Raw genomic sequence first — 17,348 nt, 5'->3', positions numbered from 1 at the left:
ACGGAGCGATACTGCGTATCGCTTAAGCAGCTTGGCCCAGTTCTTAGTGCGCGCCGGGGAAATCTTGTCAAAACGTGCTAGCACATTTTGACGATTTCCCTAGTTTAGGCGTCGGTGCGCGTTGGTTTGAGGGGACTGTTCTTTTTGTTCACAAAAAGAACCAAAAAAACTTTAGACGGATGCTGACGCATCCTCAAAGTGCCGACGGCCCAATTCTTTGTTCGCGCGCCTTGCGCGATTCATCTATATTCGGCTACCGCCGAAATAGTTGAATCGCTTCTTTTGGCGGGGCGCGCGGTCGAGCTTTGACCCGCATGAAACTGCCCTGCGCGGGCGGCGTCCGGGTGACCCCGGCGGGACAGAGCGATACTGCGTATCGCTTAATCAGCTCAGCCCAATTCTTTATTCGCGCGCCTGTGCGATTCATTCTATTTCGGCTACCGCCGAAATAGTTGAATCGCTTCTTTTGGCGGCGGCGCGCGGTCGAGCTTTGTCCCGCCTAAAACTGCCCTCGGGCCGGCCGGGCCCCACGTCCCGTGGACGGGAAATGCTTACGCATTTCAACTACCAGCCTCTACCCCGTTTATTCCGAGAGGCAACGCAACGGAAAACCATAAGCACGATGGTCTGCGCTGCCGGTATCGAGCCACGTCACGAAGAAATTCAAGTTCAGGCCGTTGATCTCTTTAACTGCAAGCGACCAACTGTACCCGGCGTTACCGATGCTACCCGGCGCGCCACCCGCATAGCTGCGCCAGCCCGGGGCGGGGATTTCTATTCAGGCACCCCAAAAAGTGAACAGCCCCTGCACAAAAACACCCTGAGGCACACAATAATTTCACCCCGACACTCGTTGTCCGGGCAAACGTGAACGCAAACAACGCAAACGCGAACACAAACAACCCCTCAACGCCCCCCTCATGCCAAACCCCCAAACCACGACACACCGAAGCCTCTGGTTCCCCATCCTCAGCCTGCTGATCCTCTTCTGCGCCGCCAACATGCTCCTCGGAGCCCTCGCCCGACAACTCGACCACCTCGGAAACGCCGGACTCCGCCAATTCATCGCCTACGTAGGCAGCTTCGCCGTCACCATCGGCTACGCACTCGCCATCAGACGGCACTGGGGAGTGCTCATGCCCTCCTTCCGGCCCGAAAAGTGGAAACTCCACGGGCCCTTTATCCTCGTCGGTGTCATCCTCCTCTTCGCCACAGGCATCCTCCTCACACCCATCACCGACCGGATGCCCGACCAGTACAGCCGACTGCTCGACGACTACCTCAGGGGCGGACTCTGGCCCGTCATCACCGCCGTCGCCGCCGCGCCGCTCCTCGAAGAGTTCCTCTTCCGCGGCATCATCCAGAAAAACCTCGTCGCACGAGTCGGGCCCGGAGCCGGAATCCTGATCGCCGCCGCCATCTTCGGCGCCATCCACCTCATCCCCCAACAGATGATCTACGCCGGCTGCGTCGGCCTGATCCTCGGCTGCATCTACCACTTCACCGGATCGCTGGGCAGCGCCGTCGCCGTACACTTCATCAACAACGGCATCGCCACCCTCGCAGGCTTCGTCCTCGGAAGCGAAAGCATCGAAAAACGGCTCCTCGGAGGCGGAGAAGGGCCCGTATGGTACACCGCCTACGGCCTCTCGATCGTGCTGGCGGCAGCCGCAGCGGCCTATGCCGTGCGGCGCATCAAACGCACCAAGAGCGATTCCGCCCGGAGGGATTAGGGATTTCGCAAAAGAATCGCTATTTTTGTTCGTTAGTGCGCTCCCCGCTTCGGGCGCGCCCACATCGTAACACCACCGTGAAACACCTCTCGACACGCACCTGCCTCGCCGGGCTGCTGCTCGCCGGACTGGCGATCGGCGCCCCGAGTTGCAACAAACTCAAACTCTACAACGCCGATCGCGGCGAGGTCATCGCCTCGGTCGGAAACCGGAAACTCTATGCCAGCGACATCGCCGGACTCATCGAACCGGGGCTCACGGCACGGGACAGCGTGGCGGCGTTGCAGGCCATTGCCGAAAACTGGGTGCGCAAGGAGATCAAAAGCGCCGCGGCAGAGGAGGCTTTCTCGGAACAGACCCAGGATATCGAGGCCCGGGTGGCCGAGTATCGCGGCGCGCTGCTCACCTACCGCTACGAACAGGAGTGGGTCGGGCAGCGGCTCGACACGGCGGTCACGGCGGAGCAGATCACCGAATACTATGACGCGAACCGGAACGGATTCCGGCTCGCCGGGCCGATCGTCAAGGCACGCATCGCAAGGATTCCGGCCGGACTCAGGCAGAGCAAAAAGCTCGAAGAGATGTTCCGATCCGAAAACGAAAACGACCGGAACGACTTCCTCAACATCTGTCACAAAAACGGATACCGGACGGACGACTTCAGCACCGAGTGGACGGACTTCAGCACCGTGATCCAGCATATCCCTTTCTCGCAGAGCAACTTCGACGACTTCCTCCGGACGCACCGCTACTACGACGTCGAGGACGACGAATACAAATACATGCTGGCCATCGACCTCTTCCGGCCCAGCGGAGACTACTCGCCCAGGGAACGCGAAACGGAAAATATCCGTAAAATCATCCTCAACCGGCGGCGGCAGGAGTTGCTCAGGCACCTCGAAGACAGCCTCTACGCCTCGGCCCGGAACGACCGACGGTTCGACATCAAAATCAGCGAATAATCAACCTCTCTCTCCTACATGAGACTCAGACACTTTTCGACCTCACTGCTGCTGGGCGCGCTCGTGCTCGCTTCAGGCCGGGGAGCAGCGCTCGCGGCGCCGGCGACGGACTCTACGGCGCACGTCCTTCCGCAAACCATTGCCGACGAGGTCGTGGCGGTGGTGGGAAACAGCCAGATCCTCCTCTCCGACCTCGAAGAGGCCACCAACGAAACGGTACGGGCGCGTGCCATGACGGGTACGATCACCGACCGGCCGGCTCGCGACGAGGCGCTGGAGAACCTGCTCATCGTGAAACTCCTCTCGGAACAGGCCCGGGCCGACTCGCTCGACAAGGAGCTCCCCGGCGGACTCGAAGCGCAGATCGAGGCTCAAATCCAGCAACTGGTGCTCGAAGCGGGATCGGTCAAGGCGCTCGAAAAGAGGTTCCGCAAGGAGATCTACGCCATCAAGGACGACCTGAAAAAGGCGGCCGAAGACATGCAGCTGGCCAGCCTGATGCAGAGCGACGTGATGAAAAAGGTGACGGTGACGTATGCCGAGGTGGCGGACTTCTTCGGCAAAGTGCCGCTCGACTCGATGGAGCTGATCCCGGAACAGTACGTCTACGCCCAGATCGTGCGGCTGCCGCCGGCCACGGAGGAGCGTAAGTTCGAGGTGCGGCAGCGGCTGCTCGAATTCCGCCGCCGGATTCTGGCGGGCGAAAAGCTGGGGGCGCTGGCGCGGCTCTACTCGATGGACCCGGGGACGGCACGCAGCGGCGGAGAATGGGGGCCGGGGGATGCCAACCAGCTGGTCTATCCGATCGTCGAGGCGCTCGAAAACCTGAAGCCGGGGATGGTCTCGGAGGTGATCGAAACGGAGTACGGATACCACATCGTGGAGCTGATCTCGCGGCGCGACAACCTGTTGCACTTCCGCCAGATCCTGCTCAAACCGCAGTTCACGGTCGAGGAGACGGAGCGCGAACTGAAACTCCTCGACAGCTTGGCCCGGGAGATCGGAACGGACAAAAAGGCGTTCGAAGAGGCGGTCGGGCTCTACTCGATGGATGCCCAGACGAACCGAAACGGCGGGGTGGTGTTCAATGCGAAGGAGGCACGGGAGAATTTCGACACGAAGTACGCCAATCCGCGCTACATGAAGGATGCGCTCGACCCGATGGACTACCGGGCTCTGTCGCGGTTGCAGCCGGGCGAGGTCTCGGCGCCGTTCGAAACGATCGACCGGGCGAACGGGAACACGCTCTACAAGATAGTGCGGCTCAACGAGGTGATCCCGACGCACGCGGCGAGCCTGGCACAGGACTACGAAATCATCGAGGATGTGGCGCTCCAGGACAAGCAGAACCGGACGCTGGACAAGTGGCTCAACGAGATGATCGGCAAGATGTACGTCTGGATCGCGCCGGAATATCGGGGGTTGCAGTTCGAGCGGAAGTGGATTCGGGAGTAGCGGGGTGCCGCGCCTGGGCGTTGCCAAGGCTGCCCATTGCCCACCGCGAGCAAGCGGGGCCTGCGCGGCTGACGCGTTCGCGTCATGGCGGGCGGTCGTTACTATTCCTGCTTAGCCTAACCGCGCGCGACTGCTGGAAAAGGAAATCATTTAAACGCATGATTTGCGTTTGAATAAGATTCCCGCCAACGCGCGGCCAAAGAACGGGGGTAGAGGCGGCCAGTTGAAATGCGCAAGCATTTCCCGTCCACGGGATGTGGGGCCCGCGCGGCCCGAGCGCAGTACCCTCCCGTAGGTACAGCCGCGCGCCACGCCTAAAAAGGGAAATCTTGTCAAAACTCGCTTGCGTGTTTTGACAAGATTTCCCAAGGCGCGCGAACAAAGAATGGCGTGCAAAACTCCGTCGCCCGCCCGCTTTAAAGGGCATATTCTGCCGGTTGGCACTCGGCCAATCCGGCAAGAATTGCCGCGGGCGACGTTTAGGAGTAGACACACCCATCTTTCGAGTGCCGAGCGGCACCGGCGGAGCGAAAGCGGAGCCGCAGTGAGGCGGACACGGGGCGAAGAACTGGAGCGAGCTTTGTACCGTGCTGTTCTTTGGGCGCGAAAACCGTTTTTTTTCTCCCCCCCGCGCTGGGCCGAGCTGTTGACCGAGCTTTTGCGACCCTTTGGGGTCGCGCGGGCCGAAGCCTCCGACCGCGGAGGGACGCACAGCGTCTTTTGCTGCCAGCCTCTACCCCAACCCCCGCAGGCTTCGACCCGCTTGAACTGAAAGCGAGTAGCGCGGTTCTTTGAACCGCCGGCCCTGTCGCCCAGCGGCGAAGCCGCTCGGGGGGTGGGCGACAGGCCGAAACCGAGAGCTTTAGGCGGTGAATGGGTGCGGTGCTCGTGCGACCTTTAGGTCGCCGGGCCTGCGCGCTGGGCCTTCGGCCCACCCGGGGAGCGCGCGGCCCGAACCCGACAGAATTGGGGCAGAGAATTGGCTGTGCTTTGGGAGGTCAGACGCTCGGGAGGTACTGTCATGGGGTAGAGGCGGCCAGTAAAAGACGCTGTGCGTCCCTCCCGAGGGAGAGGCGTCCGGCCCGCGCGGTTCTGCGAACCGCAGTAAACGCAATACAGGGTAGAGGCTGCCAGTAAAACGCCCTGTGGGCGCGTTTATTCCGAGAGGCAACGCAACTGAAAACCGTGGCCGCGATTGTGCGCGCTGCCGGGGCCGAGCTCCTGCATGTAGAAGCCCAAATACCGCACCGTGACACCGCCCGTCACCGGCGTACACGACCAACTGTACCCGTGGTTGCCGACGCTCCTTGCTACACCCTCATAGCCCGCGCGACCGAAGTCGCGGTAGCCCGGGGCGGAGGCACACCCCAAAAAAACACAGACCCGACAACTCGCCTAACACCCGACAAACCATGGACTTCGGATTCACCATCAACGCCCCGCGCGCCATCTACCTCGACCGGATAGACCCCGCGCTCCGAGACCGCATCATCCGACGGGAACCCACTACCCTGCTCTGCATCGGCTGCGGCAGCTGCACCGCCACCTGCACCGCCGGACAATTCGCCCCCTTCAGCCTCCGCAAAGTCCAGCACTGGATCAGACGAGGACAATACGAAGCCGCGAAAAACGCACTCAAAGCGTGCATGCTCTGCGGAAAATGCCGGATGGTCTGCCCCAGAGGAGTCAATACCCGAGCCGTGGTGCACACCCTGCTGGAAACCTTGTAAACCCGCAGGCCCTGCCCCACACATCGAAGAACCGACCCGAAACCCACTATGCCCACGACACGATACCTGATCGCCGCCCTCGCCGCCGCCTTTTTCCTCGTCCCGTTCGGCACCTCGCGCGGCGGCGCAGTCCAAGCCGGAACAGCGACCCCAACGACGGCACAGTCCCGGAACGACGGCGCTGAAACAAACGGCGAAAAAGCCATCGTCAACTACTACGGCGACCTGATGGCCAAACGCGGGCCGAACGACACCGTCCTCTACCTCAACGACCACGTCGCCTTCCACCACAACGGAGCCTTCATCCAGTGCGACAGCGCACGGCGGTACGACGAATACCGTATGGAGTGCTTCGGGAACGTCATCATCAACAAAGACTCCACCTTCATCTACGGCGACCGCGCCAGCTACGACGGACACACCAACCTCGCCAAAGTCTACTCCCCCCTCCTGAAACTCGTCAACGGAGAGGCCACCATGTGGGTCTACGACGAAATGGAGTTCGACACACGCACCAACGTCGGCAAATACGACCGGGGAGGAGTCATCTTCCTGCGCGACAACCTCATGGAGTCCGATCGCGGGATCTACTACGGCGACTCGGCCCTCATTACCTTCGCCGGACACGTCGCCATGCGCAACACCGACTACCGGATGCGCACCGACTCGATCGGATACGACCTGAACAACGAGATCGTTACGTTCCTCGCGAAGACCTATATTTGGGATCAGGAGCGCGACTTCCTCACCGCGGATCGCGGGCAGTACGTGCGCGCGACCCAGACCTACCACTTCACGCGCAACGCCTACGCCATGACCGCCGACCAGGAGTTCTGGGCCGACACGATGGACTACGAAAGCGTCGGGAGGCGGGTGACCCTGCGCCGCAACATCCAGATGCTCGACACCGCCCAACGGGCGATCGGGCTGGGCGACTACGGCTTCTACGACGACTCGCTGAGCAACGGGATGCTCACGGCACGACCGGCCGTGATCCTCTACGACAGCGTGGCGGAGCCGGCTCCGGACTCCTCGACGCTATGGATGACCGACTCTTTGCCCCGGGCGGAACGGCCGGCACCGGACTCCACCTTTGCGCGGGCCGACACGATGTTCTTCCACACCTATGGGCCGGGGCTGTCGAAACCGGGGCTGAAACACAACGTGCCGGGAGACTCGACGACACGCACCGTTCAGACGGACAGCTTGGCGATTGCGGCTGTTGCTGCGGCGGATTCGACCACAGCAGCGGGCAGGATCCGGCGGGCGGCGGCGATCGGAGCCGAAGAGCCGCCGATGCCGGAAGCACCGGACTCGACCGTCGGCCTCGGGATCGACTCGACCCGCTTATTGCCCGATTCATCGGGGACGGCACCGCGAAAAGACTCGCTCGAACGGGTCGTCCGCGGACGGCATCACGTCAAACTGTGGCGGACGGACGTACAGGGAGTCTGCGACTCGCTGACGGCCTACTCGGTGGACTCGATGGCGATTCTCTACGGACGGCCGATTATCTGGAACGGCGACAACCAGCTCACGGCGGATCGCATCGAGCTCTTCAGCCGCGACGGCGAGATCGACTACGCCGAATTCATCGGCTCGCCGTTCATCACCCAAAAGGCCGAACACTCCGACACGCTCTTCAACCAGGCCGAGGGGCGCTTCCTGCAGGCGTGGTTCCGCGAGAACGAGATTCATCGGGCCATCATGACCGGGAACGTCATCAACTACTACTTCACGGGGCAAGACAGCCTGCCGCCGGACGAGATGTACGTCGTCTCGTCCGCCAGCCTCACCATCGACTTCGAAGACCAGGAGCCGGTGAACTTCAACTGGGGCGGCGCGGGCGACGGATACGTCGACCCGCTGGACAAGGTGCCGGCCGGTCAGTCACTGCAGCTCAAGGGATTCAGCTGGGAACCGGAACGGAAACCGACCGGACGGTACGACATCACCGACCGGTCGGTACGGCCCTCGCAGCGGCGCGAGGCGGAGGGGTATGCCCAGCCGGCCTTCCCGATCGAAGAACGGTTCCGGCAGACGCGCCAGCGGCTGATCGAAAGCGGCACCTGGCGGGATCGCAACGAACCGCTGTGGGTGACGCTCGACATCTTCAACACCTCCACCCTGCTCTACCAATAGAACCACACAATAAATTGACCATGAAATTCTTACATATCACCCTCCTGTGCTGGGCCCTCTGCGGAGCCACGCTCGCCACCGGCATGGCCGCACCGGCCGAAGCTTCGCCGAAACCCCGGAAAGAGTATCGACGCGGACTCGAAGCCATCACCCGCCGGAATGCCGAAGCCTCGCTGCGTTTTCTGGCCTCGGACGAAATGGGAGGCCGACTCGCCGGATCGGTCGAAGGGCGGATCGCCGGGCAATACATCCGCTCGGAGCTGGAACAGATGGGATACTCGCAACAGATTACGGAACAACCGTTTACGGGCAGAAAAGGCGAGGCGTTGCGGAATATTCTGGTCAAGATTCCGGGACGGGATACCACCCGGCAGGTGATCGTCGGCGCGCACTATGACCACGAGGGGCGGCGCGACGGACGCGTCTTTCCGGGCGCGGACGACAACGCCAGCGGCGTGACGGTGCTCCTGGAGCTGGCCCGGGCCGCTGCGGCGACGCGAACCCAGCCGGCACACACGCTGATCCTCGCCTTCTGGGACGGCGAAGAGCGCGGCCTGCAAGGCTCGCGGCACTACGTCTCGCGACTGGGGGCGGACACGGCGCGGATCGACTGCTACATCAACTTCGACATGGTGGGACGCAACACGGACGAGGCGCGGCCGCGTCTGTTCCGCTACTTCTACACGTCGGCCAAACCGGAACTGAAGACCTGGTACGCCGAATCGGTCAAGGCGGGCGGGCTGACTGAAGTGGAGGCGGATTTCCGTCCGTGCGACCGAACGATCGGCGGGAGCGACAACACGCCGTTCGCCCGCGCGGGCATTCCGATCGCGTGGTACCACACGGACGGCCATCCGGACTACAACACGCCGAACGACACGCCGGATCGGATCAACTACCCGAAACTGCTGGACATCGCTCGTTCGTCGTGGTACCTGATCTGGCGGATGGCCTACGTGGAGTAAGGCTCCTCGCCGGGCGGGCGGTTTCCGCACCCGGGGAGCCTCCGGCGGGTCGGGCGCGAAAAAAGAAGGCATAGGGTTTGGAAATTCGAAACGAACGCATTACCTTTGCACCGTCTTCCGACAAAGGGGAGGCACAAATTTATTTGGCGAGGTAGCTCAGCTGGTTAGAGCGCATGATTCATAATCATGAGGTCGAGAGTTCAAGTCTCTCTCTCGCTACTTGATTCTCAAAGGGTTGCAAATTACTTTGCAACCCTTTTCTGTTTGGCGGAAACCATCCGGCCCCTCCGCTCCGGGAAAATCCGCTCTCCGCCGCCCCATCCAACGCATTAAATGCGATTTTTCATTAAATTTGTAATAGTTTCGATCTTTTAGTAAACCTACTTCAAGAAACGAAACGGTTTTCAGGCAAATTTCAAACGTTCGATATGGTGAAAAATCTACTGACTATCGGAATCGGCTGCATCGTCGGGTGGCTGATGGCGGGATGCGACACGCCGGGCAGACGGCTGCGCTCGGCGGCCGAAGCGACCGGAAATCCGGAGATGCACCGGGTGGCGGAGCACTATGCCGACGACCCGCTGCGGGCCGAGGCGGCGAGGTTCCTCCTCGAAAACCTCCGGGGGCACGCCACACGCACGTTCGACCTCGTGCAGAGGCGGACGGGCGAGGTATCGGACTATTCGATCTACCGGCCCGAAATCACCGGAAGCAATTATCGGACGGCGCTCGACTCGCTTGGGCTGGCGGTGCGCTACCGCACCGAAAACGACGAGGAGGCGATGACGGCGGACTACCTGATCCGAAACATCGACCTGGCGTTCGACGCCAGGGAACGGTATCCGTGGGCGCGGCACTACTCCGACTCCGTTTTTATACGCTACGTGCTCCCCTACCGGATCGACACCGAAGAGCTCACGGACTGGCGGACGTTCTTCCGCACGCGCTACGAACCGATGATCGACACGATGGCGGGGCGGAAAGATATACGGGGTGTGGCGCGGCTGATTATCCGGGATGTCCGGAAGTGGTTCGGGTTCCATCCGGAGGCGTTGATGCTGAAACCGGCGTTCACGCCCGAGGAGGCGATGGCGTGCGGACGGGGCGAGTGCAACTCGGCGGCGGACATCTTCGTGCTGGCGCTGCGGGCGATGGGGATTGCGGCGACGAAGGATATGATTCCGGTGTGGGGCACGTCGGACGGGGGGCATGTCGAGACGGTCTATTTCGACGAACTGGGCAATCCGGTGCTGCTGGACACGGGGGAGTGGCTGGCGGCGGGGCCGCCGCGGATCTACCGCATGGAGTTCGATCGGTCGGCGGAGGCGGCGCGACGCTTCGGACAGCCCTATTTCCGGGCGGTGACGGGGGAGTATGTGGCGACTTCGAACCCGCGGGTGGCGTTCGACTCGGTGGCGGGGCCGGATGAGCGGGCGGCGCTGGCGGTCTTCAGCAACGAGCGCTGGCGGCCGGCGGTGTGGGCGGAAAGGCGGGAGGGGAAAGTGGCTCTTTTCCGGGAGATCGGACGGGGGATTCTCTACCTGCCGGTGCTTACGGACGGGAGATCGGTGCGGCCGGCGGGGCGACCGTTCCGGCTCGATCCGAGGAGCAATCTACAGTACCACGAACCGAACCTGGACCGGTTGGTGACGATCGATCTGACGCCGTTGATTCGGGAAGCCGAGCGGGACACGCTGAACCCGAATCACTACTATGTTGCGTATTGGACGGGGTGGGATTGGCGGGAGTGCGGGCATCCGATTGTCCACCGTCCCGGCGGGTCGGAGGACGGTCTGATCTATTCAGTGGCCGGGGTTCCGGACGGAGCGATTTACGGCCTCTTCGACAAACGCACGGGGCGGACATACCACCGGCGCATTTTCCGCAACGGCCGGGGCACAGCTCGGAGGTTCTGAGAGGAGTTTTTATCGGGGTGTCTTTTCAGGATATCGCTTTTTGCAGCGCGCCCCGGGCTTCCGATACTACCCCTCGGGCGCGCTGAACGGCGTCGGCAACCACGGGTACAGCTGGTCTGCCGCCTCGAGCGGTATCCGCGGCCTGGAGTTGTATTTCCGTTCGCAGTACCTCGATCCCAGCCTCTCGGACTACCGCGCTCACGGTTTTCAGTTGCGCTGCCTCTCGGAATAAACGCCGCGGGCCCGCGGGGGGCAAGGGGCTGGAGCTACCCTAACAACTGGCAGCCTCTACCCTACTTTTGTTTGACCTTAGCGGGTCGGACGCCCGGGAGGTATCGCAATTTTCGACGCGAAGCGGCGTATTGCGGGCCGGCGCCTGCCCACGGGCGGCCCGCGCGACTCTGCGAGTCGCAAGAGCATTACCCCCTTTTATGAGAAATCTGTCTTTCGGTTTCGGGCTGCGCGCTCCGGGGGTGGGCCGAACGGCCCAGCGCGCAAGCCCGGCGGTTCTACGAACCGCAAAAGCTCGGCCAACGGCGCGGCCCCACGCGACCCTAAAGCGTCGCCGGACTCGGCACATTCGTGCTGGGCGCGACAACAGTTCGCCGCCAGCGGAGAGCAGCAACGAGCTCCGACGAGTTGCAGCCCGCCGCAGGGGGTGGCGGCGAACTGCGCGACCCTACGGGTCGCAAGAGCAATGCCCAAGGCCCAGCCAATGGAACAGCCCAAAGCTCACCCAAAAGCACAGCCCAGTTTTTCCCCCCGTGTCTGCCTCACTGCGGCTCCGCTTTCGCTCCGCCACTTTTTCCGTCGCCCGCTGGGATTTCATCTCGATTTTGCTCACCGCAAAATGAGCGAAATCCCTCTCTTAGGCGGGCGGGCGACGGTTTTCGCGCACCGTTCTTTGTCCGCGCGCTGGCGGAAATCTTATTCAAACGCGAACTACGCGTTTGAATGATTTCCTACTTCAGCGGTCGCGCGCGGTTGAGCTTTGACCCGGATAGTACCGTTCTTTTTCTGAAGAAAAAGAACCAAAAAGACTTTAGAGCGCATCCCTACGGGATGCTTTGGCCGGATCTACCCGCATGCACAAAACCGCGGCCTTGTTCTTTGTCCGCGCGTCTTTAGACGGATGCTGCGCATCCTTAAGCTGCCGGGGCCCCAAGTAACACGGCCACCATCAATCGGCCTGCGAACGGTCGGGACGGCTCGTCAGCAGATACATGATCGGGATCACGAAGCCGTTCAAAAAGGTCGAGGTGAACAAACCGCCTAAAATCACATCCGCCATCGGACTCTGAATCTCGTTCCCCGGCAGGTCGCCCCCCAACGATAACGGAATCAACGCCAAAGCCGAGGTCAGGGCCGTCATCAGAATCGGATTCAGCCGGTCGGCAGAGCCCTGTATCACACTATTCATCAACGACATCCCCGACAATCGAAGGTCGTTATAACGCGCGATCAGCAACATCCCGTTCCGGGTCGCGATGCCGAACAGCGAGATGAAACCGATGATCGCCGGAATGCTGATCACACCCCCCGTCACCCACACCGCAAACACACCGCCGATCAACGCCAACGGCAAGTTCAACAAGATGACCGCCGACTGCTTCACGCTCCGGAACTGATTGAACAACAGCAGGAAAATCACCAGCACAGACAACACCGAAGTCAGCAGCAGGGTCCGCGAAGCGGCCTGCTCGCTCTCGAACTGGCCCCCGTACTCGATGCGGTAGCCCTCCGGCAGCTCGACCTCCGCGTCGATCGCCTGCCGAATCTCCTGCACCACGCTCCGAAGATCGCGCCCCGCCACGTTGGCCGACACGACCAGCTTCCGGGAGACATTCTCGCGGTTGATCGTGTTGGGCCCCATCGACGAACGAATCGTAGCCAGCTGGCGCAGAGGTACTTTCCGGCCTCCGGCATCCACCGTCAGGTCGCCGATCCGATCGGCCGTCGCCCGGCCCGCGTCGTCCACTTTCAGGGTCAGGTCGAACGAACGGTCGCCCTCATAGACCGTCGAGACCGCCTCGCCTGCCAACATCACATTCACCAGCTGCGCGAACGCGGGCAACGAAATCCCGTACCGAGCCAGCATCTCGCGATTCGGTTCGATCTGTAACTGAGGCCGTTCGACCTGCTGTTCGACATTCAGATCGGCCAGCCCTCCGACCCCCTCGACCGCCTCGCGAATCCGGTTGCCGAGGGTGTAGAGCCGTTTCAAATCCGGCCCGAAGAGCTTGATAGCGATACTGGCCCGCGTCCCGGAGAGCATCGCGTCGATGCGGTGGGTGATGGGCGAGCCGACCTCGACGTTGATCCCCGGAATCGCGCCGAGCCGCTCGCGAATCTCGGCCTGGACGGCCTCTTTCGACCGGTCGGCGAGCACGAAGGGGGCCTCGATCTCCGAGTCGTTCACCCCGAGGGCGTGTTCGTCGAGCTCGGCCCGGCCGGTCTTGCGCCCCACGGTCTGTATCTCGGGAATCGAAAGCAGGGTCTCTTCGACGCGGCGGCCGATCCGGTCGGACTCGTCGAGCGAAATCCCCGGCAGGGTGCTCACGTTGATGGTGAACGACCCCTCGTTGAAGGGGGGCAGGAAGCTCCGACCGAGGCCGGCGAAGAGGACGACGGCTCCGACGAAGGCCACGCCGGTCACCCCGAGCACCCACGCCCGGTGGCGCAGGGCCCAACCGAGCATCCGCAGGTAGAGACGCTTCAAGTGTCTGGCCACGAAGGGTTCGCGCTCGAGGCGACCGTTCTCGCGCCGACTCCCCAGGAGGTAGCTGCACAGCACGGGGGTCAGGGTCAGGGCCACGAGGGTCGAGGCGCACAGGGCGGTGATAAAGGCCACGCCGAGCGGGGCGAGCATCCGCCCCTCCATCCCGGTCAGGAAGAAGAGGGGGACGAAGCTGACGATGATGATGAGGGTGGAGTTCAGGATGGGCATCCGCACCTCGCGCGAGGCTTCGAAAATAACGGTCAGCACAGGTCGCCGCTCTCCGGAGGGCCGGGCGCGGTTCTCGCGCAGCCGCTTGAAGACGTTCTCGACGTCGACGATGGCGTCGTCGACGAGCGAGCCGATGGCGATGGCCATCCCGCCGAGGCTCATGGTATTGAGGGTCAGCCCGAGGAGCTTCAGCATCAGGATCGACACGACGAGCGCCACGGGAATAGCCACGAGCGAGATGACGGTCGTCCGGAGGTTCATCAGGAAGAGGAAGAGCACGACGGCGACGAAGATACCGCCCTCGTACAGAGAGCGTTGGACGTTGTCGATGGAGCTCTCGATGAAGCGCTCCTGGCGGTAGATGTCGGTCGAGAGCCGAACGTCGGGCGGCAGGCTATGCTGCAACTCGGCCAGCGCGCGGTCGACGCGCTCGGTGAGCTCGACGGTGCCGACCTGGGGCTGTTTCGAGAGGGTCAGAATCACGGCGGGTTCGGTGCGGTACGAGGCGACGCCGGTGCGGGGCGAGCGGTTCCCGATCCGGACGTCGGCGATGTCGCGCAGCCGGACGGGACGACCGTCGGGGCTCTGTTTGACCCATGCGGAGCCGAGGGCCTGCGGGTCGTCGGTCGAGAGGAGTCCCCGGACGATGTATTCGTTGCCGTATTCGTACAATATCCCGCCGGAGACGTTGCGGTTCATGTTCTGCACGGCGGCGTAGGCTTCGTCGAGCCCGACACCGTAGTGCCGCATCCGGGCGGGCGAGAGAAGGATCTGGTACTCTTTGACTTCACCGCCGAGCACGGCGACCTGGGCCACGCCGCCGACGGCCAGCAGCCGCGGCCGGACGCTCCAGTCGGCGAGCGTCCGGAGCTCTTGCAGGGAGGTGGTGTCGGCGGTGAGGGCGACGAACATCAGCTCGCCGAGGATGGAGGACTGGGGCCCGAGGGTCGGGTTGCCGACCTCGGGCGGAAGCGACTCGCGCACGGCGGCGAGCCGCTCGGAGACGATCTGACGGGCACGGTAAATATCTGTTCCCCAGTCGAATTCGACCCAAACGACGGAGAATCCGGTGGTGGAGGAGGAGCGCACGCGGCGCAGGTCGGGCGATCCGTTCACGGCGGTCTCGACGGGGAAGGTGACGAGGCGTTCGACCTCTTCGGGGGCCATTCCGGGGGCTTCGGTCATGACGACAACGGTGGGGGCGTTCAGGTCGGGAAAGACGTCGACCTCCATCCGCGAGGCGGTGTAAAGGCCGCCGACGAGCAGCAGCACCGACATGACAAGCACGGCGAGGCGGTTGTCGAGCGAAAATCGGATGATTTTATTGAGCATGACGGACGGAGATTAGTGGTTGTGGGTGTGGGCGGGGATGGCGGCCGAGGCGCCGGCGAGTCTCACCTGATAGGCGCCGCGGGTCACGACGCGGTCGCCGGGCTCGATCCCGCTGAGAATCTCGACGCGGGAGCCGTCGTTCTGCCCTACTTTAACCTCTTGTTTCTTAAAGACTTCGTCTTCCAGCTGGAGATAGACGAACCGAAGGCCCTGCTCTTCGGTCAGGGCGGAGAGGGGAACGGTGATGGCCTCTTCGCGCGGCCGGGCGAGGAGGTAGACGTCGACGAAGGAGCCGGGCAGGAGGTCGCCGGGGTTTTCGAATTCGAAGACGAGGGGGATATAGGCTCCGTCGGCGGCCTGGCCGGTGGAGATCAGGCGGCCGTCGAGGTCGGCGAGGCGCCGGACGGTGTCGTCGTAGGCGGTGCGGAAATGGGCGCTCCGGATGGCGCTCAGCGAGCGGAAGGCGTGTTCGGGCAGGTCGGCGCGCAGTTGCAGCCGACGGTTCCGCCCCACGACGGCGATGGGCTGGCCGACGGAGACGTATTCGCCTTGCCCGACGAGGCGGCTCTTGAGGTAGCCGTTCATGGGAACGGGCACGGCGAGTCCGCGGGCGGTCATGCGCTGTGCCTGCCCGCGCCAGGCGGCTCGGGCGGCTTCGTAGCGGGCGCGGATGGCGTCGAACTCCCGGGCGGAGAGGAGGGTGTCGGCCAGCAGGGTTTCGGCGCGGCGATATTCGCGTTCGGCGGCTTCGAAGTTCAGGGCGGCGCGCTGGACGGGGTCGCCGTCGAGGAGGGTCTCGCCGGAGATGGAGGCGAGGGTCGCGCCGGCACGCACGGCGGAGCCTTCGGTCAGCGAGGGATCGGTAAAGTAGAGGATGCCGCTGGACGGGGCGGCGATGGTCTGTTCGTCGCCGGCGGGAGACTGGAGCTGGCCGCCGACGGGAATGACGGCGGCGAAGGGTGCCGGCGAGACGGTCTCGACTTCGAGTCCGGCGGCTGCGGCCTGGGCGCGGGTGAAGCCGACTTCGCCGGGATGGTCGTGTTCGTCGGCGTCGGCAGGAGCGGTTTCGACGGGGTGGTCGTGCTCGTCGGCGGTTTCGGCAGGGTGGTCGTGGGCGGGGGTTCCGCAGGCTGCACAACCGGCTGCCAAGAGGAAAAATAGGGATTTTCGAACGAATAATAAGGTCTTCATCGCTGGAGATGGATAATATAGACGGACTCTACCTTACTCCTCTATTTATCAGAGGAATAAGGTACATTTTTCAAGAAATGCGAAAGGAATCTTTTCAGGACTGAAAAACTGCCGGAGGCCCGCGCCGAACGCGGTGGCTCAGCACGCCGTCGCTGGCCCACAAAAAGAGAGGGCTGTCATAAAAGACGAAAGAGGATATGTCCTTAATTCGATGGGATTCAGCACAATGCCAGCATCCGCCGCAAATCGGCATCCAAAAATCGGGGGTCGTCCGATGATCTTCGCCGGCTACGAAGCGTTGTTCTTCCAGACACGAGCTCCGGTCGTCGGCGTCATGGCCGGCGTGGGGATGTGCGAGATCGGAATCGCCGCCGACTCGGTGTTCGACCTCCAGGCACATGGCCCCGGCATGGTGGTGGTGCGGCACAAAGGGCACGACCAGCAGCAGGAACAAGGCCCAGCTCAAAAAGGCTATGGAGGTCTTTCGTTTCACGTGGTCAGAGGTGAAGAGGTATGCAAATATAGGATTATTTTGCGATTTTCGGAAACCGAGCGAGTTTCGAGCACGGTGCGGGTGGCCCCGGGCTTCCGCGATCCCGGGCATCATGGCCTATTCGGGACGCTGGTCTACGTCGGCAGCTACGGGTATAGTTGGTCGTGCACGCCGAGGGGCGACGCTACGGTGCGATATCTGGACTTCAACACGCAGACTCTCAACCCGAGTCGAGCGCATTATCGCGGCCACGGTTTTCAGTTGCGTTGCCTCTCGGAATAAACGGACGCACAGCCTCTTCTACTGGCTATGTCTACACCAAATGGAGACCGAAGCAGGTCGATTGCCTGGGATAGACACGGCCAACTTTCGAGTGCCGAGCGGCACCGCCCCGGGCTACCGCGAAAGAACTACGGGCGAGCTAATGAGTCTCGGCAAGCATGGGTTCAGTTGGTCTTCCGAAACGAACGGGATGCACGGTG

General features: G+C 62.7%; 13 protein-coding genes and 1 tRNA gene. 10 read left to right on the top strand and 4 right to left on the bottom strand.

What is annotated here, in order from left to right; translation table 11 throughout:
• Positions 1-920: 920 nt before the first annotated feature.
• From ACTO3O_RS09055 to ACTO3O_RS09045, 3 genes are all read left to right on the top strand, one after another.
• Positions 921-1,733 carry a CPBP family intramembrane glutamic endopeptidase gene (locus ACTO3O_RS09055; protein WP_297832803.1) on the top strand — a complete coding sequence of 271 codons (813 nt, stop codon included), beginning with the start codon at positions 921-923 and terminating at the stop codon, positions 1,731-1,733.
• A 77-nt stretch (positions 1,734-1,810) separates the two neighbouring features.
• The gene (locus tag ACTO3O_RS09050; RefSeq protein WP_297627466.1) at positions 1,811-2,695 is read left to right on the top strand and encodes a hypothetical protein; all 885 of its coding nucleotides are present in this window, start codon (positions 1,811-1,813) and stop codon (positions 2,693-2,695) included.
• 18 nt (positions 2,696-2,713) lie between these two features.
• A complete protein-coding gene (locus tag ACTO3O_RS09045; protein ID WP_297832800.1) occupies positions 2,714-4,150 on the top strand; it encodes a peptidylprolyl isomerase in 1,437 nt (478 codons plus the stop codon).
• Positions 4,151-5,305: 1,155 nt separating this feature from the next.
• Here the strand turns inward: ACTO3O_RS09045 and ACTO3O_RS09040 are convergent.
• Positions 5,306-5,521 carry a hypothetical protein gene (locus ACTO3O_RS09040; protein ID WP_297832382.1) on the bottom strand — a complete coding sequence of 72 codons (216 nt, stop codon included), beginning with the start codon at positions 5,519-5,521 and terminating at the stop codon, positions 5,306-5,308.
• Between the two features lie 41 nt (positions 5,522-5,562).
• Here ACTO3O_RS09040 and ACTO3O_RS09035 point away from each other — a divergent pair, with 41 nt between their 5' ends.
• The 6 genes from ACTO3O_RS09035 (at position 5,563) to ACTO3O_RS09010 (ending at position 11,135) form a co-directional block, all read left to right on the top strand.
• A complete protein-coding gene (locus tag ACTO3O_RS09035) occupies positions 5,563-5,880 on the top strand; it encodes a 4Fe-4S dicluster domain-containing protein (RefSeq protein ID WP_297832380.1) in 318 nt (105 codons plus the stop codon).
• Positions 5,881-5,928: 48 nt separating this feature from the next.
• Entirely contained in the window at positions 5,929-8,022 is a 2,094-nt protein-coding gene (locus ACTO3O_RS09030; RefSeq protein ID WP_297832378.1) for an OstA-like protein, read from the top strand.
• A gap of 20 nt (positions 8,023-8,042) precedes the next feature.
• Positions 8,043-8,987 carry a M28 family metallopeptidase gene (locus ACTO3O_RS09025; RefSeq protein WP_297832375.1) on the top strand — a complete coding sequence of 315 codons (945 nt, stop codon included), beginning with the start codon at positions 8,043-8,045 and terminating at the stop codon, positions 8,985-8,987.
• 145 nt (positions 8,988-9,132) lie between these two features.
• Positions 9,133-9,206 (top strand) — tRNA-Met (locus ACTO3O_RS09020).
• A gap of 209 nt (positions 9,207-9,415) precedes the next feature.
• A complete protein-coding gene (locus tag ACTO3O_RS09015) occupies positions 9,416-10,903 on the top strand; it encodes a hypothetical protein (RefSeq protein WP_297832373.1) in 1,488 nt (495 codons plus the stop codon).
• Positions 10,904-10,943: 40 nt separating this feature from the next.
• Complete coding sequence (locus tag ACTO3O_RS09010; protein WP_294593491.1) at positions 10,944-11,135, top strand: hypothetical protein; 192 nt, start codon at positions 10,944-10,946, stop codon at positions 11,133-11,135.
• A 948-nt stretch (positions 11,136-12,083) separates the two neighbouring features.
• Here the strand turns inward: ACTO3O_RS09010 and ACTO3O_RS09005 are convergent.
• From ACTO3O_RS09005 to ACTO3O_RS09720, 3 genes are all read right to left on the bottom strand, one after another.
• Positions 12,084-15,182 carry an efflux RND transporter permease subunit gene (locus ACTO3O_RS09005; protein WP_297830490.1) on the bottom strand — a complete coding sequence of 1,033 codons (3,099 nt, stop codon included), beginning with the start codon at positions 15,180-15,182 and terminating at the stop codon, positions 12,084-12,086.
• Positions 15,183-15,194: 12 nt separating this feature from the next.
• Positions 15,195-16,331, bottom strand: a complete 1,137-nt coding sequence (locus ACTO3O_RS09000; RefSeq protein ID WP_298081019.1) for an efflux RND transporter periplasmic adaptor subunit — start codon at positions 16,329-16,331, stop codon at positions 15,195-15,197.
• Between the two features lie 136 nt (positions 16,332-16,467).
• The gene (locus ACTO3O_RS09720) at positions 16,468-16,977 is read right to left on the bottom strand and encodes a DUF6769 family protein (RefSeq protein ID WP_489739951.1); all 510 of its coding nucleotides are present in this window, start codon (positions 16,975-16,977) and stop codon (positions 16,468-16,470) included.
• On the opposite strand from ACTO3O_RS09720, the gene ACTO3O_RS09715 reads away from it, so the two are divergent.
• Positions 16,948-17,148 (top strand): hypothetical protein, encoded by a 201-nt coding sequence (locus ACTO3O_RS09715; protein WP_489739950.1) that lies wholly within the window; start codon positions 16,948-16,950, stop codon positions 17,146-17,148. The two genes, ACTO3O_RS09720 and ACTO3O_RS09715, sit on opposite strands and share 30 nt — an antisense overlap.
• Positions 17,149-17,348: the final 200 nt, after the last annotated feature.

The organism is Rikenella sp., from assembly GCF_056799795.1.
The sequence above is the reverse complement of the archived record's forward strand: the minus strand, read 5'-3'. Positions and strand labels throughout refer to the sequence as shown.